The sequence below is a fragment of the Williamsia sp. Y844 genome, from assembly GCF_056786475.1.
The window spans coordinates 210,652-230,450 of record NZ_JBXCJB010000006.1; the positions used below are offsets into that span (position 1 = coordinate 210,652).

The 19,799-nt window shown below is 64.1% G+C and carries 16 protein-coding genes; 9 read left to right on the forward strand and 7 right to left on the reverse strand.

All coding sequences use genetic code 11. The features are described from left to right. Positions 1-83 precede the first annotated feature (83 nt). The 5 genes from gltB to AC1TQG_RS27695 all read left to right on the forward strand — a co-directional run bounded on the left by gltB (position 84) and on the right by AC1TQG_RS27695 (position 9,178). On the forward strand, positions 84-4,652 hold the full coding sequence (gltB, locus tag AC1TQG_RS27675; RefSeq protein WP_482142127.1) for a glutamate synthase large subunit: 4,569 nt from the start codon (positions 84-86) through the stop codon (positions 4,650-4,652). Further along, positions 4,645-6,150 carry a glutamate synthase subunit beta gene (locus AC1TQG_RS27680; RefSeq protein WP_482142128.1) on the forward strand — a complete coding sequence of 502 codons (1,506 nt, stop codon included), beginning with the start codon at positions 4,645-4,647 and terminating at the stop codon, positions 6,148-6,150. The genes gltB and AC1TQG_RS27680 overlap by 8 nt, the downstream gene beginning before the upstream one ends. A gap of 164 nt (positions 6,151-6,314) precedes the next feature. After that, positions 6,315-7,733, forward strand: coding sequence for a pyruvate kinase (gene pyk, locus AC1TQG_RS27685; RefSeq protein ID WP_482142129.1), 1,419 nt, complete (start codon positions 6,315-6,317; stop codon positions 7,731-7,733). 40 nt (positions 7,734-7,773) lie between these two features. After that, positions 7,774-8,655 (forward strand): acyl-CoA thioesterase, encoded by an 882-nt coding sequence (locus tag AC1TQG_RS27690; RefSeq protein ID WP_482142130.1) that lies wholly within the window; start codon positions 7,774-7,776, stop codon positions 8,653-8,655. A gap of 37 nt (positions 8,656-8,692) precedes the next feature. Beyond that, positions 8,693-9,178: a hypothetical protein gene (locus AC1TQG_RS27695; protein ID WP_482142131.1), complete on the forward strand. Its 486-nt coding sequence runs from the start codon at positions 8,693-8,695 to the stop codon at positions 9,176-9,178. Between the two features lie 13 nt (positions 9,179-9,191). Here the strand turns inward: AC1TQG_RS27695 and AC1TQG_RS27700 are convergent, their stop codons facing one another. Next, the gene (locus tag AC1TQG_RS27700) at positions 9,192-10,073 is read right to left on the reverse strand and encodes a crotonase/enoyl-CoA hydratase family protein (RefSeq protein ID WP_482142132.1); all 882 of its coding nucleotides are present in this window, start codon (positions 10,071-10,073) and stop codon (positions 9,192-9,194) included. Positions 10,074-10,339: 266 nt separating this feature from the next. On the opposite strand from AC1TQG_RS27700, the gene AC1TQG_RS27705 reads away from it, so the two are divergent. Continuing rightward, on the forward strand, positions 10,340-12,175 hold the full coding sequence (locus AC1TQG_RS27705; protein WP_482142133.1) for an AMP-dependent synthetase/ligase: 1,836 nt from the start codon (positions 10,340-10,342) through the stop codon (positions 12,173-12,175). A 42-nt stretch (positions 12,176-12,217) separates the two neighbouring features. Here the strand turns inward: AC1TQG_RS27705 and AC1TQG_RS27710 are convergent, their stop codons facing one another. Then, positions 12,218-12,826, reverse strand: a complete 609-nt coding sequence (locus AC1TQG_RS27710) for a TetR/AcrR family transcriptional regulator (protein WP_482142134.1) — start codon at positions 12,824-12,826, stop codon at positions 12,218-12,220. Between the two features lie 64 nt (positions 12,827-12,890). Here AC1TQG_RS27710 and AC1TQG_RS27715 point away from each other — a divergent pair, with 64 nt between their 5' ends. Together AC1TQG_RS27715 and AC1TQG_RS27720 are read left to right on the forward strand one after the other, a co-directional pair. Next, positions 12,891-13,376 (forward strand): cupin domain-containing protein, encoded by a 486-nt coding sequence (locus tag AC1TQG_RS27715; RefSeq protein ID WP_482142135.1) that lies wholly within the window; start codon positions 12,891-12,893, stop codon positions 13,374-13,376. A 52-nt stretch (positions 13,377-13,428) separates the two neighbouring features. Next, positions 13,429-14,082, forward strand: a complete 654-nt coding sequence (locus tag AC1TQG_RS27720) for an HAD family hydrolase (RefSeq protein ID WP_482142136.1) — start codon at positions 13,429-13,431, stop codon at positions 14,080-14,082. A 1-nt stretch (position 14,083) separates the two neighbouring features. On the opposite strand, the gene AC1TQG_RS27725 is transcribed toward AC1TQG_RS27720, so the two are convergent. After that, positions 14,084-14,557: a phosphoribosyltransferase gene (locus AC1TQG_RS27725; RefSeq protein ID WP_482142137.1), complete on the reverse strand. Its 474-nt coding sequence runs from the start codon at positions 14,555-14,557 to the stop codon at positions 14,084-14,086. A 137-nt stretch (positions 14,558-14,694) separates the two neighbouring features. Then, complete coding sequence (locus tag AC1TQG_RS27730; protein ID WP_482142138.1) at positions 14,695-15,465, reverse strand: ABC transporter permease; 771 nt, start codon at positions 15,463-15,465, stop codon at positions 14,695-14,697. 230 nt (positions 15,466-15,695) lie between these two features. On the opposite strand from AC1TQG_RS27730, the gene AC1TQG_RS27735 reads away from it, so the two are divergent. Next, positions 15,696-16,586 carry a universal stress protein gene (locus AC1TQG_RS27735; RefSeq protein ID WP_482142139.1) on the forward strand — a complete coding sequence of 297 codons (891 nt, stop codon included), beginning with the start codon at positions 15,696-15,698 and terminating at the stop codon, positions 16,584-16,586. 34 nt (positions 16,587-16,620) lie between these two features. Here AC1TQG_RS27735 and AC1TQG_RS27740 read toward each other — a convergent pair whose 3' ends face one another. From AC1TQG_RS27740 to AC1TQG_RS27750, 3 genes are read right to left on the reverse strand one after another with little or no spacing between them, the layout of a single operon-like run. Next, positions 16,621-17,637, reverse strand: coding sequence for a zinc-binding alcohol dehydrogenase family protein (locus AC1TQG_RS27740; RefSeq protein ID WP_482142140.1), 1,017 nt, complete (start codon positions 17,635-17,637; stop codon positions 16,621-16,623). Between the two features lie 49 nt (positions 17,638-17,686). After that, on the reverse strand, positions 17,687-18,757 hold the full coding sequence (locus AC1TQG_RS27745) for a YihY/virulence factor BrkB family protein (RefSeq protein ID WP_482142141.1): 1,071 nt from the start codon (positions 18,755-18,757) through the stop codon (positions 17,687-17,689). 42 nt (positions 18,758-18,799) lie between these two features. Further along, positions 18,800-19,699, reverse strand: coding sequence for a DUF5995 family protein (locus tag AC1TQG_RS27750; RefSeq protein ID WP_482142142.1), 900 nt, complete (start codon positions 19,697-19,699; stop codon positions 18,800-18,802). Positions 19,700-19,799 lie beyond the last annotated feature (100 nt).

Here is a 19,799-nt window from a genome sequence, read left to right on the forward strand (position 1 = left end):
TGTTCATACCACGGGCCAGTGACGTCCTGAGGATTGTTTGCTGGTTCCCTCGGATGTCCGGGGGCTAGGCGTGGAGGTTGGATTTGCTGTTCTCTCAGCTCCCCAAGGCCCAGGGTCTGTACGACCCTGACTCAGAAGTCGACTCGTGCGGTGTCGCGATGGTCGCCGATATACATGGGCGTCGAACTCACGAGATCGTCGCAGACGGCCTGCTGGCCTTGGAGAACCTGGACCACCGTGGAGCTGCAGGGGCCGAGACCAACAGTGGTGACGGTGCCGGGATCCTGATCCAGGTACCCCATGCATTCCTGCGCAAAGTGGTCGACTTCGTCCTGCCACCCGCCGATCCGATCGCAGGCAACACCTTCGCGGTCGGCAACTGCTTTCTGCCGATGCAGCCGGAGGCGCGGGCCCGTGCGATCGCCCGGGTGGAGGAGATCGCCGCCGAAGAGAACATCACCGTCCTGGGCTGGCGCGAGATGCCGGTCGAGGTCGATGCCGCCGACATCGGCGGTACCGCCCGCGCCTGCATGCCGTACATGAGCCAGCTGTTCGTCTGCGCGCCGCTGCGTGCCGATGACACCGCGCCTGCGGGCCTGGATCTCGATCGCCTCGTCTACCCGCTGCGCAAGCGTGCCGAACGGGTCACGCCGGAGATCGAGGCCGACGGCAGCGGGCTCTACTTCGCGTCGCTGTCGAGCCGGACCATCGTCTACAAGGGCATGCTCACCACCAAGCAGCTGCCGGCCTTCTACACCGATCTGCGTGACGAACGGGTCTGCAGCGCCATCGCGATCGTGCACTCGAGGTTCTCGACCAACACGTTCCCCTCCTGGCCGCTGGCTCATCCCTTCCGATTCGTCGCCCACAACGGTGAGATCAACACCGTGCGCGGCAACCGGAACCGGATGCGGGCCCGGGAGGCGATGCTGGCCACCGAACTGATCCCCGGCGACATCACCCGCGTGTTCCCGATCTGTAGCCCTGACGCCTCGGACTCGGCCTCGCTCGACGAGGTCCTCGAGATCCTGCATCTCGGTGGCCGCAGCGTTCCGCACTGCGTGATGATGATGGTCCCGGAGGCATGGGAGAACGTCACCGACATGGATCCCCGGCGCCGGGCGTTCCTGCAGTTCAATGCCTCGCTGATGGAGGCCTGGGACGGCCCGGCGTGCGTCACCTTCACCGACGGCACCATGGTGGGCGCCGTGCTCGACCGCAACGGACTGCGGCCCGGACGGTGGTGGCAGACCGCGGGCGGCAAGGTGGTGCTGGCCTCGGAGGCCGGCGTGCTCGACATCCCGAACGACGAGATCATCGCCAAGGGGCGGCTGGAGCCCGGCAAAATGTTCCTGATCGACACGGCGGAAGGTCGACTGGTTCCCGACTCAGAGGTCAAGGGACAGTTGATCGGTGAGAAGCCGTATGAGGAATGGCTGCATGCCGGCCTGCTGGAACTGGCACGGCTGCCCGAACGTCCACGGTTTGTCCCGAGTCACGAATCGGTGGTGCGCAGGCAGGTGACATTCGGGTACACCGAAGAAGAGCTCCGGGTGCTGATCACACCGATGGCGGCCTCAGGGTACGAGGCACTCGGGTCGATGGGCACCGATACCCCGATCGCGGTGCTCTCGCAGCGGTCCCGTCTGCTCTACGACTATTTCGTGGAACTGTTTGCGCAGGTGACCAATCCGCCGCTCGACGCCATTCGCGAAGAGATCGTCACCTCGATGGCGCGCGTGATGGGACCGGAGCAGAACGTGCTCGATCCGTCGGCTGCTTCCTGTCGGCAGATCCTGTTGCCGTGGCCGGTACTGGACAACAACGAGCTCGCCAAGATCGTGCACATCAACGACGAGGGCAACCACCGTGGCCTGTCGGCAAAGGTGCTGCGCGCCCACTATCCGGTGGCCGAGGGTGGCCCCGGACTCGAACGTGCCCTGGCGGATCTGCGGGCGCGGGCCAGTGAGGCCATTGCGGCCGGACACTCCACGCTGGTGATCAGTGATCGCGAGACCACGCGTGAGAATGCGCCGATTCCGTCGCTGCTGGCGACCTCAGCGGTTCATCACCATCTGGTCCGCACCAAGGAGCGGACCCGGGTGGCGCTGGTCGTCGAGACCGGCGATGCCCGGGAGGTCCACCACATCGCCCTGCTCATCGGTTTCGGTGCCGCAGCGGTCAATCCGTATCTGGTGTTCGAGACGATCGAAGACCTTGTCGCAGAGGGCGAATTGACGGGTGTCACCCCGTCCCAGGCGGTACGCAACTATCTGCAGGGCCTGGGCAAGGGGGTGCTCAAGGTGATGAGCAAGATGGGTATCTCCACCGTCGGGTCCTACACCGCCGCACAGTGTTTCGAGGCCGTGGGCCTGGCGGGGGATCTGGTTCAGGAATACTTCACCCGCACGAAGACCAGGATCGGTGGCATCGGTCTCGACGAGATCGCCGAAGAAGTCCGGATCCGTCATCACCGGGCCTACCCACCGAACGCGACGGAGCAGGCCTATCGCCCCCTCGAGATCGGTGGCGAATATCAGTACCGGCGCGAAGGTGAGCTTCATCTCTTCAGCCCGGAAACAGTGTTCCTGCTGCAACATGCGGCCAAATCAGGCAGGACCGAGGTCTACCGGAAGTACACCGATGAGGTGAACAGGCTTTCCCGTGAGGGCGGCACTCTGCGTGGCCTGTTCGAGTTCGACTCCGATCGTGAGCCCGTCCCCCTCGACGAGGTGGAGCCGATCGAAGAGATCATGAAGCGGTTCAACACCGGGGCGATGAGTTACGGCTCGATCTCGGCCGAGGCGCACGAGACGATCGCGATCGCCATGAACACCATCGGTGGACGTTCCAACTCGGGTGAGGGTGGAGAGGACACCGATCGGCTCTACGATCCGATGCGCCGCAGCGCGGTCAAGCAGGTCGCCTCCGGCCGGTTCGGCGTCACCAGTGATTACCTGATCAACGCGACCGACATCCAGATCAAGATGGCCCAGGGTGCGAAACCCGGTGAGGGTGGCCAACTTCCGGCGTACAAGGTCTATCCCTGGATCGCCAAGACCCGGCATTCCACGCCGGGTGTCGCGTTGATCTCGCCGCCGCCACATCACGACATCTATTCGATCGAGGATCTGGCCCAGCTGATCCACGACCTGAAGAACGCCAACTCCCAGGCGCGGATCCACGTCAAGTTGGTCAGTGCCATGGGTGTCGGCACGGTGGCCACAGGTGTCTCCAAGGCGCACGCCGACGTGGTGCTGATCTCGGGCCACGACGGGGGTACCGGAGCCTCACCGCTGACATCGCTCAAACATGCCGGAACCCCCTGGGAGATCGGCCTGGCCGACGCACAGCAGACGCTCATGCTCAACGGGCTGCGCGACCGCATCACCGTGCAGTGTGACGGCGCGTTGCGGACCGGTCGCGACGTGATGGTGGCTGCACTGCTGGGCGCCGAGGAATACGGATTCTCCACGGCGCCACTGATTGTCGCCGGTTGCATCATGATGCGGGTTTGTCACCTCGACACCTGTCCGGTGGGGGTGGCGACCCAGAATCCAAAGCTGCGCGCGCGGTTCACCGGCCAGGCCGAACACATCATCAACTTCTTCAAGTTCATCGCAGAGGATGTCCGGGAGCATCTGGCGATGCTCGGTTTCCGCACCCTCGACGAGGCAATCGGACATGCCGAGGCGCTGCACACGGCACCGGGTGTGGCGCACTGGAAGTCGAAGGGGCTCGACCTCTCGGCGATCTTCGCGGTGCCGGAGACGACATCACCCAAGCGTCGGATGCGGGGCCAGGAACATGCGCTCGACAAGGCACTCGATCAGACGCTGATCCAGCTGGCCGAGGGCGCACTCGAGGACGCTCACCGGGTGACCCTGGAGCTTCCGGTCCGCAACGTCAACCGAACCGTCGGCACGTTGCTCGGCTCGGAGGTGACCCGTCGATACGGCGCGTCCGGCCTGGCGGAGGACACCATCACGGTGGCCCTGTTCGGGTCGGCCGGTCAGTCACTCGGTGCGTTCCTGCCGCCGGGCGTGACCCTGGTCCTGACCGGTGACGCCAACGACTACGTCGGAAAAGGCTTGTGCGGCGGCAAGATCGTCGTGCGGCCCGATCCGGACGCACTCTTCATCGCCGAAGACCAGGTGATCGCGGGCAACACCATCCTCTACGGCGCCACCAGCGGCGAGGTGTTCCTGCGCGGACGCGTCGGCGAACGGTTCTCGGTGCGCAACTCTGGTGCCGTCGCGGTGGTCGAAGGGGTTGGGGACCATGCCTGCGAGTACATGACCGGTGGCCGGGTGGTGATCATCGGGCCGACCGGACGCAATCTCGCGGCGGGCATGTCGGGCGGCATCGCCTATGTATACCAACTGGATTCGTCCAAGGTGAACACTGCGATGGTCGACCTGCAGAGTCCGGATCCCGACGACCTGCTCTTCTTGCACGAACGAATCACCAAGCACGTCGAACTGACCGGTTCGTCTGTCGGGGCCTCGATGCTCGCCGACTGGCCCCGGCGCAGCCGAAAGTTCACCAAGGTGATGCCCACCGACTACCAACGTGTCCTCGACGCGGCCCGGATGGCGGAAGCCGAAGGCCGAGACGTGGATTCAGCGATCATGGAGGCAGCTCGTGGCTGACCCGCACGGATTTCTGGAGGTCGACAAGGCCGAGGCCGCGACCCGGCCGGTATACGAGCGCGTCAACGATTGGCGCGATGTATATGCCGATGCAGATCCGCTCATCGAGATCGCCCACGTCTCCGAACAGGCCCGTCGGTGCATGGACTGCGGGATCCCGTTCTGCCACTCCGGAACTGCCGGTTGCCCGTTGGGCAACCTCATCCCGGAGTGGAACGATCTGGTCCGTCGGGGCCGGTGGGATGTGGCCAGTGACCGGCTGCACGCCACCAACAACTTCCCGGAGTTCACCGGGAAGATCTGTCCGGCGCCGTGTGAATCCGCCTGTGTGCTTTCGATCTCGCAGGCCACCACCGGTGGCAGCGTCACCATCAAACGCATCGAGAAGACCATCGCCGACGAGGCGTGGCGCGAGGGATTCGTCCGGCCGCTGACGTCGAAGACCACGTCGGGGAAGTCGGTGGCGGTGGTCGGGTCGGGTCCGGCCGGGTTGGCTGCGGCACAGCAGCTCACCCGGGCGGGCCATGCGGTGACCGTCTACGAACGGGATGACCGACTCGGCGGTCTGCTGCGGTACGGAATCCCCGAATACAAGCTGCAGAAGGCCGATGTCGAGCGCCGCCTGTCGCAGATGCGGGATGAGGGCACCGAGTTCGTCGTCAGCTGCAACGTGGGCGTCGATCTGACCGTTCCCGAGCTACGTGAGCGCTACGACGCCGTCGTGCTGGCTGTGGGCGCGCTGAAGGCCCGCGACAACACCGCGGTGCCCGGCCGTGGCCTCGGTGGTGTGCACTTGGCGATGGAGCATCTGGTGCCCGCCAACAAGGAGTGCGAGGGCGACGGACCGACGCCGATCTCGGCGCACGGCAAACACGTGGTGATCATCGGCGGTGGAGACACCGGCGCGGACTGCCTCGGCACGGCCCATCGGCAGGGTGCGGCCTCGGTGACCCAGCTCGACTACAACCCGGAGCTACCCGAAGAGCGCGACGACGACCGGTCACCGTGGCCGACGTGGCCGCTGATCCTGCGTAGTTCGTCGGCGCATGTCGAAGGCGGAGAACGCCGGTTTCAGGTGGCGGTGCAGCGGTTCATCGGCGATGAGCGCGGCAACGTGGCCGCGATGGTCCTGGCCGAGGTCACCGTCGAGCGCGACGAGGACGGACGCCGCACGATCGTCCCGGTTGGTGACGAGTTCGAATTGCCCTGCGAACTTGCCCTCTTTGCGATCGGCTTCGAGGGTGTCGAGGACATGCAGCTGTTGTCGGATCTGGAGCTTGCGCCCAACCGCCGCGGCGCGCTGGGCTGCGGCAGTGACTGGCAGACAGATGCGCCGGGGGTGTTCGTGTGTGGCGATGCACATCGGGGTGCCTCGCTGGTGGTGTGGGCGATCGCCGAAGGTCGCGCGGCCGCACGCGGGGTCGACGAGTTCTTGATGGGTGAATCGGATCTGCCGTCGCCGGTACATCCGGCAGCACTGCCGCTGTCTGTCCGCTGACCGACAGCGTTGTCCCGGTGAGTGGGGCGTGCCGTTGACATCGAGGGTGATCTGTCTGGAATCTGACGCGTTTATCCCAAACACAGGTGTGGTGCAGAAAACAACTCGTGACGTTCTGGTGGCTCACGTAGAACGGTCCGACGCTGCGGACTAGGCTCGTAGGAGTGAATCGTCGTACCAAAATCGTATGTACCCTCGGACCTGCAACTGCCACTGATGAACGTGTTCAGGAGTTGGTGGAAAGCGGCATGGATGTCGCGCGACTGAACTTCAGTCATGGCAAACATGAAGACCACCGGGAGATGTACAACCGGGTACGGAAGGCCTCCGACGCCACCGGGCGCGCGGTGGGCATTCTCGCCGACCTCCAGGGCCCCAAGATCCGTCTCGGTACGTTCGCCGACGGCCCGGTGCTCTGGCCGGCTGGCAAAGAGGTGCGCATCACCGTCGAGGATTGTGCCGGAACCGCGGAGCGGGTTTCGACCACCTACAAGCAACTCGCCGCTGATGCCACGCCCGGTGACCGACTGCTGGTCGACGACGGCAAGGTCGGCCTGACCGTGGTTGGCGTCGAGGGCAACGACGTCATCTGCACGGTCACCGAAGGTGGGCCGGTCAGCAACAACAAGGGTGTGTCCCTGCCGGGGATGAACGTCTCGGTGCCTGCGATGTCCGACAAGGATGAGGCCGACCTCGAGTTCGCGTTGGCGCTCGGCGTCGATCTCGTCGCACTGTCGTTCGTGCGGTCGCCTGCCGACATCGAACTGGTGCACGCGATCATGGATCGGGTCGGCCGACGGGTCCCGGTCATCGCGAAACTCGAGAAGCCCGAGGCCATCGACAACCTCGAAGCGGTCATCCTGGCCTTCGACGCGGTGATGGTGGCCCGCGGCGACCTCGGTGTCGAACTGCCGCTCGAAGAAGTTCCCCTGGTGCAGAAGCGGGCCATCCAGATGGCACGCGAAAACGCCAAGCCGGTGATCGTTGCAACCCAGATGCTCGAATCAATGATCGAGAACTCACGCCCGACGCGCGCCGAGGCCTCCGATGTGGCCAACGCCGTGCTCGATGGCGCCGACGCCGTGATGCTCTCGGGGGAGACCTCGGTGGGCAAGCACGTCATAGAGACGGTCCTGACGATGGCCCGCATCGTGTCGGCCGTCGAGAACAGCCCACGCACGGTTCCGCCGCTGTCGCACGTGCCGCGGACCAAGCGGGGAATCATCTCGTACGCCGCCCGCGACATCGGTGAGCGTCTGGACGCCAAGGCTCTGGTCGCCTTCACGCAGTCCGGGGACACCGTCCGCCGTCTGGCCCGCCTGCACACGAAACTTCCGGTGATGGCGTTCACGCCGCTGCCCGAGGTGCGCAGCCAGCTCTCGATGAGTTGGGGCACAGAGACTTTCATCGTCCCCGCATGTGACTCGACCGACGCGATGATCCGCCAGGTGGACAAGGCCCTGCTGGAGATCGGTCGGCTCAAGGTCGGCGACCAGGTTGTCATCGTGGCCGGTGCCCCTCCCGGCACCGTCGGCAACACCAACCTGATCCACGTCCACCGGATCGGCGAAGACGACCACTGACCCGGCCGGCGGTGCGGGGCATCCTCTACAGTCTGAGCCTGTGAGTGATGCCCCGGGTACGTCGTCGGATCTGTCCAAGCTGCTCTCGCTGTTCGATCTCGAGGAGCCCGAGCCGGATCTGTACATCGGGGTGCACCCGACACAGGTGGGTGCCCGGACCTTCGGCGGTCAGCTCCTGAGTCAGGGTGTGGTTGCCGCAGGCAGAAGTGTGCCGCGGCCGACGCCGGTCCACGCGATCCATGCGCATTTCATCCGCGGGGGTGATGTGACCAAACCGCTGGAATATCACGTGACCCGCCTGCGCGACGGCAAGCCGTTTGCCAACCGGCTGGTGACCGCGATGCAAGAGGGTGAAGAGATCTTCTCGATGCTTGTCGCCTTCCAGGACAACAAGGCCGGACTCGAACATTCGGTGCAGATCCCCGAGGTCGAGTACCCGGAGGATCTGCCGCCGCTCGGCGAACATTTCAAGGGTTACGAAGACCGGGTCGCGACCTTTGTGAATGCGATGCATCCCATCGACATCCGCTTCGCCAACGACCCGAGCTGGAAGGCCCGCGAAACCGGCGAGCGCCTCGTGCACAACCGGGTGTGGATGAAGACCGACGGTCGCATGCCCGACGATCCGCTACTCCATATCGCGGCGCTGTGTTACGCCTCCGACACCACGGTGCTGGACTCGATCATCACCACCCACGGATTGTCGTGGGGTATCGATCGATTGTTCGCCGCGACCGTGAACCATTCGATGTGGTTCCATCGTGAGTTCCGCTTCGACGACTGGCTGCTGTACGCCAGTGAGTCCCCGGTCGCTGCCGGATCCCGGGGGCTCGGTACGGGCCGCTTCTTCACCAGGGAGGGTGTGCTGGCGACCACTGTGGTCCAGGAAGCGCTCATCAAGTACTTCCCGCCCCGCAACTGATCGACACCGCAAACACCGATCAGGCAGACTCGGGTCCATGCAGCCTGTGCAAGCGGTGCCCCAGTATTGGCCGGCCCCGGGGAATGATCTGGAGCCGCGCAACTGGCAGCGGCGCACCCGCCGACCGGTCATCGTCATCAGCACGGTCGCGGGTGTGATCTTCGCAGTTGTCGGGATCGGCGCGGTCGTGATCGGTTCGCTGCCACGAGATTTCACTGCCGAAGGTGCGGTGGTGCTGACCGCCGGTCAGTACGAGGCATCGGCGGGCGATGTCTGCGGTGGCACCGGCGAGTTCGAAGACATCAGAGCGGGCGCGCGGGTCCGGATCCTCGATACCGACCTGACCATTCTCGAGCAGTCATCGCTGACGGCACCACAGTTGTCGGCCGACACATGCCGGCTCGAGTTCTCGGTCCCGGGTATCCCCGAAGGCCGTGACCGCTACGTGGTGGAGGTCGGCGACACCTTCCGGTATGAGACCACCGAAGACGGACTCGAGCGCGGCATCATCTTCGAGCCGTGAATCGGGCCCGAGTTCAGACCTGACGGTCCTTGAACACCGGGGTCTGGCGCTTCATCCCGGCCTTGCGGGCGATCGCGTGGTTCACACCGCGCAGCAGGCGGAGCTGCAACACCTGCTCGACAGGGAACGAGAAGCGCGGTGAGCGGGACCAGGTCTTCTCGAACAGGCGCTTCGTCGACGACACCGAGTCAGGTGATCGCTCGGCGATCTTCTCGATCAGGTCCATGGCGGCGGCGTGCGGATCGTCGGCCACCCCGGTGACGAGCCCGATCTCCTTGGCCTCGGCCGCCGAGAGCATCTCACCGGTCATGGTCAGGCGTTTGGCGATGTCGATGCCGGTGAGCTGCGACAACGATGCCGAAGCCGACATGTCTGGGATCAGGCCCCACTTGGCCTCGAGGACCGAGAAGTCGGCGTCCGGGGAAGCAAAGCGGAAATCAGCACCTAGTGCGATCTGCAATCCGCCGCCGTAGCAATGACCGTGCACCACCGCGATCACCGGTACCGGGACCCGTCGCCACTGCCATGCCGGATCCTGAAAACCGTTGGACCCCAACAGAATATTGGGAACAAACGTGCGGTAGATGCTCTTTTCCTTGCCGGCGAGGCTGGCGAAGTCGAGGCCCGCACTGAATGACTTGCCCGCGCCGCTGATGATGACCGCGCGCAGTGTTCTGTCCTGTGCGGCCATCTTGGCGGCCTTGGTCAGCCCCGCGAGCAGTGTGAGGGTGAGGCCGTTGTGTTTGTCGGGACGGTTGAGTTGCACGTGAGCGACAGGACCGAAGGTCGTCTGCTCGACCCGGTACGTGACCGAACCGTCCGCGGCGGGGCTCGCTGCCGGGTCGGCTGCGATGGTCAGAGGTGTCGGTCCGGACGTGGCGTCTGGAGTGGACATGACGTGCTCCTTCAGGTCTACGGTACGAAATTTGCGGTACGCGGATCACGGTGTCGCCTCATGCCAGTGTGAGGCGAGATCCAGAACCCACGGAAGCTATGTTACCCACGGGTAACTCTGTCTTGTCGAATCGTGGGTAACCCGAAACCGGCAGCATCGACAAGTCGGCAGGGCTACGTTTTCGGTAAAGGCATGTCCGATACGGCAGCGCGGGGGATGCGGTGCTGGGTCAGCTGTCCGGTCGACCGGACCGTCAAGGAGTTCAGATGAACGAGAACACCACAGACACCGTCTTCCATCACGAGTCGGGGGTCGCTGTCCGCACCACAGTCGAAGCCTTTCAGGAAACGGCCAAAATGCATCCCGACCGGGTGGCACTGCGGACCCCGGGAGGCATCCAGGAGATCACCTGGCGCGAATATGCCGAGCGGGTCGAAGCGATCGCGCTGGGTCTGGCGCGGCTGGGAGTCAAACGCGGTGACACCGTCGGACTGATGCTGGCCAACCGGCCGGAGTTCCACCTGGTCGACACCGCGATCACGCATCTCGGGGCAGTTCCGTTCTCGGTGTACAACACCAGTGCTCCCGAACAACTCGCGTACCTGTTCACCGATTCCGCCACCCGGATCGTGATCACCGAACAAGCTTTTTTGCCGGTGGTCAAACAATCCGGCGTGAAACTGGACCACATCATCACCGTCGACGGCCCGGCCGAGGGGGCACTCGAATTGCGTGAGGTGGAAGCGCAGCCCGATGAGGCGTTCGACTTCCAGGCTTCCTGGCGCGCAACCGAACCCGATGATCTGGTCACGTTGATCTACACCTCGGGTACCACCGGTCCGCCCAAAGGTGTCGAGATCACCCACCGCAACGTGATCGCGGCCGCCGCGTCGGTGACCGACGACGTCGATGCGGGCTTCGATGATCGGATCATCTCGTATCTGCCCGCGGCGCATATTGCGGACAGGGTGTCGACGCATGGGTCAAATCTGTTGCGCGGCGTACAGATAACGTCGGTCGTGGACCCTCGGGAGTTTGCCTCTGCTTTGCCGGACGTGCGTCCGACCGTCTTCTTCGGTGTGCCGCGGGTGTGGCAGAAGATCAAGGCCGGGATCGAGGGCAAGATCGCCGAGGAGACGAGTCCGGTCAAGTCGAAGCTGGCGGCCTGGGCGCTGGATGTGGCGGCCCGGGCAGCCAAAGCGGATCTTGCAGGCAAGCCGCGGGGCAAGGCGCTCGACGTGCAATATCAGCTTGCCGACAGGTTGGTGTTGTCCAAGGTGCGGGCTGCGCTGGGGCTGGACGAACTCAAGGTTGCCATGTCGGGAGCCGCCTCGATACCGGTTGAAGTGATCGAATTCTTTGTCGGACTGGGCATTCCGGTTACCGAGGTCTGGGGGCTGAGCGAGACCACCGGCGCTGCCACGAAGACCTCGGTCGACAACCTCAAGGTGGGGTCGGTTGGCAAGCCGGTCGGGGGAGTGGAACTCAAGATCGCCGATGACGGTGAGGTCCTCGTGCGGGCTCCGATCGTGATGCGGGGCTACCGCAACAATCCGGAAAAAACTGCAGCCACGATCGATGCCGATGGTTGGTTGGCGACCGGCGACGTGGGCACGATCGATGCCGAGGGAAATCTGACCATCGTTGATCGCAAGAAAGAACTGATCATCAACGAGTCGGGAAAAAACATGTCGCCCAGCTCCATCGAGAATGCGGTGAAGGCTTTCTCCTCACTGGTGAGTCAGGTGGTTGCGGTAGGCGATGACAAGCCCTACATCACTGCGCTGGTGGTGCTCGATCCCGACGTGGCCGCTTTGCTGGCGAAATCGCTGGGGATTCCGAATGCCCAGATCGCGGATCTGGCCGCCCATCCGGCGATCGTCGATGAGGTCACTGCGGCGGTCAAGGCCGGAAACGCGAAGTTGTCGCGGGTTGAACAGGTCAAGCGGTTTGTGGTGGTGCCGACGGCATGGGATCCCGGTGGCGACGAGCTCACTCCGACGATGAAGTTGCGGCGCAAGCCGATTGCGAACAAATATGCCCAGACGATCGTCGACCTGTACGCCGACCCACCCGGGCCCGGCGTCATCACACTCAGCTGAGCAGTGCCGACGGACAAGATCTCTTTTGGTCCGCGGTGTGGTTCAAATGGGTGGTGTCCCAGTGGCAGTGGCCTGCAGCATCGCTTGGGCCGACCATCGTTGAAGAGCGACGGCGTCGCGGCGGGAGAGGCCGGCGATGTCGGTGAGCCACACCAGCGCTTCGATCCCGACTGCGCTCCGGATTGCCAGTACTAATCGCCGCAACTGTTCATCGTTGATCTCTCCGTGCAGCGGTGTGAGGGCCTCCTGTATCCAGCCGATGGCGCGACCCTGACGCAGGGGCAACGCGTCACGCTCGGCCTGCGTCGCTTCGAGGGATAGTCGCAGCATGGTCCGCTGCTGGGCCTCGGTGTCGACAATCAACTGGGTGAATGTCTCGATGACCTCGGCGAGGCGTCCGGCGGCGTCCGCGGGTGGATCGGATCCGAGTAGGGACTCGGCGGCCGTCTCGGGGTGGGCCGCGGCCAGTAGGGCGCGTTGATTGGGGAAGTAGCGATACGCAGTGGTACGGGAGATGTCGGCGGTGGCCGCGACCTCGTCGATGGTCGGGGTCTCGCCCGCGGCGACGAGCGCTTTCGCTGCGCCGACGAGGGCATCCCGGGTGCGCTGTTTCTGGGCTGTGCGCCCGGTGGATTCGTAGGAGATCGACACGCCTTCATGGTACCGTAGTCCCTACATGGGACATGTGTTCCATGAAGGCAGATGAGGTGCCGCGATGACTACAGCGAGTTCATCCGTTCCGATCGTCCGGGCGGCAGTCGATGGCGACAAGCGGTGGTTCTACGGCGGTGGTGTCCATACCTGGAAGGCGACTGCCGAGGAGACGAATGGGCAATTCCTCCTGTTCGAAGATCTGATGGATCTGGGGAAGGCGACCCCGCTGCACACACATCCCGCCGACGAGATGATGTATGTGCTCGAAGGTGAGATCCGCGTATATCTTGACGGGGCCGAATACTCGCTCAGCACAGGTGGATTCATGTTCGCCCCGCGCGAGGTCCCGCATGCTTTCCTGGTTGCCTCCGACGTTGCGCGGCTGCTGTTTTTCCACACCCCCGGTTGTTGCCAAGGGTTCTATCTGGGGGCCAGCGAATCGCTCGACGACGGGCATGCAGGAGGGGTCGTCGATTTCGACCGTATCCGCGTATCCGCGCAGGAGAACGGCGGGATCGAAATCCTTGGGCCGCCTCCGTTTTCGTAACCGTGAATCGCCGGATTCGAGCCGACTGGACTTTGTGGGAGATGATGGACCGGTGATCGAAGCAGTGGTGTTTGACATGGACGGCGTGCTGATCGACTCCGAGCCGATCTGGGAACAGGTCCGGCGGGAGGTGGTCGCCGAATACGGCGGTACGTGGCTTCCGGAAGCGCAGACGGCGTTGATGGGGATGAGCACCCCGGAATGGGCTGCCTACCTCAGCGCCGACCTCGGGGTGGGCAAGCCTCCGGCCGAGGTGGCGCAGATTGTCATCGACCACATGGTTGCGCGATACGAAGAGCACCTGCCGGTGCTGCCGGGCGCCGATGAGGCGGTCCGCCGATGTGCCGGCCGGTGGCGGCTGGGGCTGGCGAGTTCGTCGCCGCGCAGGTTGATCGATGCGGTCCTGCAGACCGCGGGATGGACCGATCTCTTTGCGGTCACGGTCTCCACGGAAGAACTCGATCGGGGCAAACCTGCCCCGGATGTCTATCTGCATGCGGTGGCCGCACTCGGCGCCGAGCCCACTGCCTGCGCCGCCATCGAGGACTCGTCGAACGGTATGCGCTCGGCAACCGCGGCCGGGCTGGTGCTGATCGCTGCCCCGCGCCCGGAATACCCGCCCGCAGACGATGCTCTCGAGCCGGCTGCGATGGTCATCGGGGGTATCGATGAACTCGACGTCGACGCGGTGGCGGCGTTGGTCTGAGCTACCTCGGCGTGATGGGTGGCATCGTCGACCACGGAAAATTGATCCACTTGTCGGTGTAGCGCCAGGTGTAGTCGGCGCGGATGACCGATGCCGGCTTCTCGTACAGCACCGCTGTGCGGACTTCGGACGCGTGGTCGCGACAGAAGCTGTGGACCAGTTCAAGGGTTCTTCCGCTGTCGGCGACGTCGTCGACCACGAGAACGCTCAGTCCGTCGAGTTCGGTGGCATCGAGGATCGGCGGCAGGATCACCGGACTGTCCAACGTGGTGCCCACGCCCGTGTAGAACTCGACGTTCATCGTGAACAGCGCTTTGCAATCGAGGGTGTAGGCCAGTGCCCCGGCCGGAAGCAGGCCGCCGCGTGCGATCCCGAGGACAACTTCGGGTACGTAACCGGAGTCGGCGATCGTTTGGGCGAGTTCGCGGCTCGCATGGCCGAACAGGTCCCATGTCAACACTTCTCGATCCGTCATCGAGCTATCGTTGCACGCCCGGCCCGTTTCGCGATCTGCTGGGCATGATTTTGAATCGGTCGCGAGCGCGTCCGGCATCAACCCGATCGAACTCGCCAAGTGCACAGTGGGACTCGTGGAATGCCCGGTGAAAATGCCTAGTGGAGTCGCGAATTGATATCGAAGAGCTTGCCGAGAGCGACGAGTTCGGTGGTCAGAACCAGGGCCGTTGAGCACACCGCGAGTAACGAAATCAGTACGAACAGTTGCATGACCGCGGCATCGGCCGGGGACGCCCCGCCGAGCACCATGCCGACAAACGCCCCCGGAATCGTCACCAGCCCAACAGTTCGGGTCTGGTCGATGGCCGGCACGAGCGCGGTCGCCGCTGCCGTGCGGCAGATCTCCATCCGGGCGTCATATGTGGAGAACCCCAGGGACAGTGCCGCTTCGACTTCGCCGTGACGAGCCTTCAACTCGTCTGCCGCGCGGCGCCCGGTCAACGATGTGGTGTTCATCGCGCCACCGATCATGATGCCCGCGCTCGGAATCACGGCCAACCCCGACGCAGGCAGTACGCCAACGAGCACCAGTGTGCCGACCACAACGATCGTCATCGCCGCCACCGGAAGCAGAGTCCGCCAGATCTCGCGAAGGGTGGGCCGGTGACCGGTGACCCGGCCTGCGGCGGTCCACGCCGCGATGATCGCCATCAAGAGAACGAATCCGGCCGACGCCCACAGATTGCGCATCAGCAGCCCCAGAACGAGTGCCAGCACACCCAGTTGAACCGTTGCGCGAAGTGACGCCCGGGCAATGGCCCATGGCAGTCGGGTTCGTCCCGCATAGGCCACGAGTACGGCGGTGACGGCCAACAGGGCTATCGCAACCACGAGCACGGGTCCGATGCGAATAACCGTATCCGACATCACACCCCCTGACCTTTCGACAAAATCAGCCGGTACCCGAGCCCGGTCCGCGCGTTGTATCCGACCGTAGTCCCTGGTGATTTCGATGTTCCGCGCTGCATCGGCCCGACGAATTCTCGCTGCGAAGGCCCAATGACACTTGGCATCAGGGCCTCGACCACAGACACTGGAAAGACGAGACACGATACACACGTGCGAGTCACACATTTGCTCGCCTGAAAGGTGCTGCCATGTCGCAGGTTCAGCGAATCATCGTTGGTGTTGACGGATCGGAACATTCTCTCGAGGCGGTGCGCTGGGCCGCCCTTGACGCTGCACTCAGGGGAGCGTCTCTGACCATCGTCACGGTGATGCGGGATCGATTGCCCAGCCTGGCCGATGCGATCAATCTGAGGTCAGACCGTTCCAGAAGTCTTCGGCGCAAGACCGAAGAGACCCTGGAAGTGGCAGCCGAGGCGGCGCGGCAGGCTGCCGGTACCGGAGATCTCGAGGTCAACACCGCGATCGAGGTGGGTGAAGCAGCAGACGTGATGCTGAAGTTGGGTGAGCAGCAGGTGATGCTCGTGGTCGGCTCACGAGGACTCGGTGAGTTCACCGGCGGGCTCATCGGATCGGTCAGCACGCACATCGTCACGCATGCCCGGTGCCCGATCGCCGTGGTGAAGTCGGGCGACCACACAGCGCGACAGTCCGTGTTGCCGGTGGTGGTCGGGCTCGACGGCACCGAGCACAGCGAACCGGCGTTGGCCCACGCACTGACCGAGGCCTCGATCCGTGGCGTCGAATTGGTTGCGGTTCATGCCCTGATCGATTTTGATCCCGCTCACGCCAACTCGGGTGGATTCGCTGATCCGAAGCTGCCCGCCGACCCGGGCGACGACGTGGTGCTCGCCGAGAGCCTGGCCGGATGGCAGGAGCAGTTCCCGGATGTACGTATTCGTCGAGAAACGGTCCGGGACCGCCCGGTACGTCACCTGGTGCGCGAAGCCGATCAGGCGCAGTTGATCGTGATGGGAAGCCGTGGTGGGGGCGGGCTGCCGACGATGCTTGTCGGTTCCACCAGCCAAGCGGTGCTCCATACCGTGCAGACCCCGGTGCTGATCGTGCCCACGGCCCGGTGACATGCGGTGCCGTCTCGTGCAAAGGTGGCCGGTATCAGTGTTGCTGAAGTGAAGGTCGCAGGACGGCTGCGCCGGCGAACCGTCCGGCCTTGAGGTCGCGTAGCGCGGTATGCGCCTCGGCCAGTGGATATTCGGTCGTTTCGATCTGCAGTTCGTATTCGTCGGCGAAATTGAGAAATTCGCGTGCGTCGGCCCGCGTGTTGGCTTCGACGCTATGAATGTTCTTCTCGTGGAAGAGATGTCGCTGATAGTTGAGAGCAGGTGTGTCGCTCATGTGGATGCCGGCCAGTGACAATGTTCCCCCGCGGTCGAGCGCTTCGAGTGCGGTGGGCACGATGTCGCCGACAGGGGCGAACACGATGGCGGCGTCGAGGGGTTCCGGTGGTGGGTCATAGGCGCCCTGGACGGAGGCGGCACCGAGGTCGAGAGCGAGGTCTCGTGCCTCCTGACCGCGTGTCATCACATGCAGGGTCGCGCCCAGATGCAGCGCGACCTGCGCCACCAGGTGGGCACTGCCGCCGAAGCCGTACAGCCCCAGACGTCCTCCCGGTGGCAGTGCGGCTCGTTTCAGTGCCCGGAAGCCGATGATCCCGGCACACAGCAGTGGCGCCAGTTGTGTGGGGCTGTAGCCCGTCGGGAGGGCAAGGGCGTAGTCGGCAGGTGCAACCACGTAGTCGGCATAACCACCGTCGCGGTCCCATCCGGTGTATAGCGAACTCAGACAAAGATTCTCAGAGCCCCGACGGCAGTAGTTGCAGATTCCGCAGGTGTACCGGAGCCAGGGGACGCCGACCAGCTCGCCGACCCGAAAGTCGGTTGTGGTGCCGGGAGCAATCTCCACCACGCGACCGACGATCTCGTGACCGGGAACAATGCCGCGGCGGTGCACGGGGAGATCGCCTTCGGTGACATGGAGATCGGTTCGGCAGACCCCACACGCCTCGACCGCGAGTAGGAGTTCACCGGCGTTCGGGGTCGGTCGAGGTTCGTCCACCCACTCGATCGGCGTATCTTCCACAGGTCCTGGAGTTCTCACTCGCCAAGCGTGCATCTGGTCTACCTCCGGCCTCGAAGGGCTTGTTTACAGGACAGATTCGGTCTCAGCGGTTCGTGCTTTCGTCGTCACCGTGGGTGGCCCGCAAGTGCCTGCCGCGCTCGACGAACTTCGCGTCGGTTTCGGCGTTCTTGTCGGACGCTGTGGTGTCGCGAGGCGGAAGCTGTATTGACTCTTCGGCCGCCAGGCCTGCCTGTAGTTGTCTGCCGCGCTCGAGTTCCGCATCGAATTCGGCCCCGAACAGCAGCGCCAGATTGGTGATCCACAGCCACAGTAGGAAGACGATCACGCCGGCGAGTGCGCCGTAGGTCTTGTTGTAGCTGCCGAAGTTCGAAACATAGAGGGCGAAGAGCACCGACGCGACGATCCAGGTGAGGATGGCGATGACGGCGCCCACGCTGATCCACCGGAACTTCGGCTGTTTCACATTCGGGGTGGCGTAATAGAGGATCGCCACGGTCAGCACCACGAACAGCAGGACAACGGGCCAGCGGGCGATGTTCCAGATCGTCAGTGCGGTGTCCCCGAGTCCGATGGTGTCGCCGATCGACGAGGCGACGGGACCGCTGACTGCGAGCATCAGCCCGACGGCTGCGGCCATCAGCAACGCGCCAAGCGTCACCAGCAACATCAACGGTCGCAGCTTCCAGATCGGTCGGCCTTCTTCGACCTCGTACATCCGGTTCATCGCCCGGCCGAAGGCGCCGACGTACCCCGATGCCGACCACAGTGCACCGACCAGACCGATGACCAGAGCGAACCCGGCAGACGGTGCATCGACCAATTGCTCGACCGGACCTCGCAACGTGTCCACTGCCGATGAAGGCCCGAGGTCATCGACCATCTGCAAGACGGAGTCGACTGTCTTCTCGCCCTGTCCGAAAATGCCCAGCAGTGAGACGAGGGCGAGGAGTGCGGGGAACAGTGAGAGCACGGCGTAGTAGGTGAGTGCAGCGGCGAGGTCCGTGCATTGGTCCTTTGAGAACTCGCGAATCACCTTGCGCATGACATAGAAGATTGACGGCTTCGTCAGGTCTGTCGGCGACTCGGGTTTGCGCGGATCGTCAGGTTCGGGTGTCGAGGTTGCGAACGCTTCGTCGTCGTGTGTGCTGGGCATGTCCACAGGTACCCGCGATGGCGGGCTGTGAAACTGCTGATCTCAGAGCAGATCCAACTCTGTCAGCGCGGTGAAGGCTTCGTCGGCGGTGTACCACAGCGCTGTGATGTTGTTGCGAGCTTCGAGGGCTGTTGCCGGATTCTGCAGACTCAGCCCGTTGGTGAACGTCAACACGTTGTAGCCGACGTCGGCAGCGCGCAGCATCGCTCCGGTTGCCACGCCTGCCCCGACAAGACGGTCGAGCCCCTCGCCGACGAAATAGAAGCGGAAGAGGGGACCGAGGTCTGCGGCCGGCCCGTAGGCCGCAATGGTTTCGTTGACGATCGAATCGCCGTGGATCGCGATGGTGTCGACGATCGTGAAGTAGTCGCGGGCCTGTGCCGGTGTCGATCTCGCGTCGGCAACCGCATAGGCGAGATCCACCGTCAGGTGAGCGTTGTAGCCGACCATCGCGGTCCGGGCCGGGGAAGCAACACAGTCACGAGCGAGGTCGAAGTAGCGTTCCCACTGCGGCGGCACTGCTGTGCCGGTGAACTCCGCGTGCAGGGCGTCGAGGAAGCGGTTGAGCAATGCCAGACTGATCACCGGTGCCCACTGCGGATGTTCGAAGGCGTTCTCGGTGTGCTGTAGCGGCGCGACGGCATCACGCTCCACGCTGTCGAGGCCCACCGCGAACAGTCCACGACGGTCGCCGCGTTCGACCAAGATCTCGGTGATCGACTCGAGGTCGGCAATCGCGCTGTCCAACTGGGCCAGGGGAGTCGCCGCGCGCTGATCCGAGGTGTCGGAGAGCTCTGTGATCCGACGGATATCGTTGTCCGACAACGGTTGTCCGCACGCAACGGTCGGTGCCGCGGACGCCGGGCTCGCACCGAGAGGCATTATCGATGTGGCACATGCGACCACAACGGTGCCGATGGCAACGCCGAGCCGTCGTGTCATGGGCTGCGGTTACCCGCCGAAGGCTCCGCCCAAACGTGTATGTAGTGAACTGCGAGAGAATTGTCGGACACCTGATCTAGACTCGAATGTATGTTCGAGT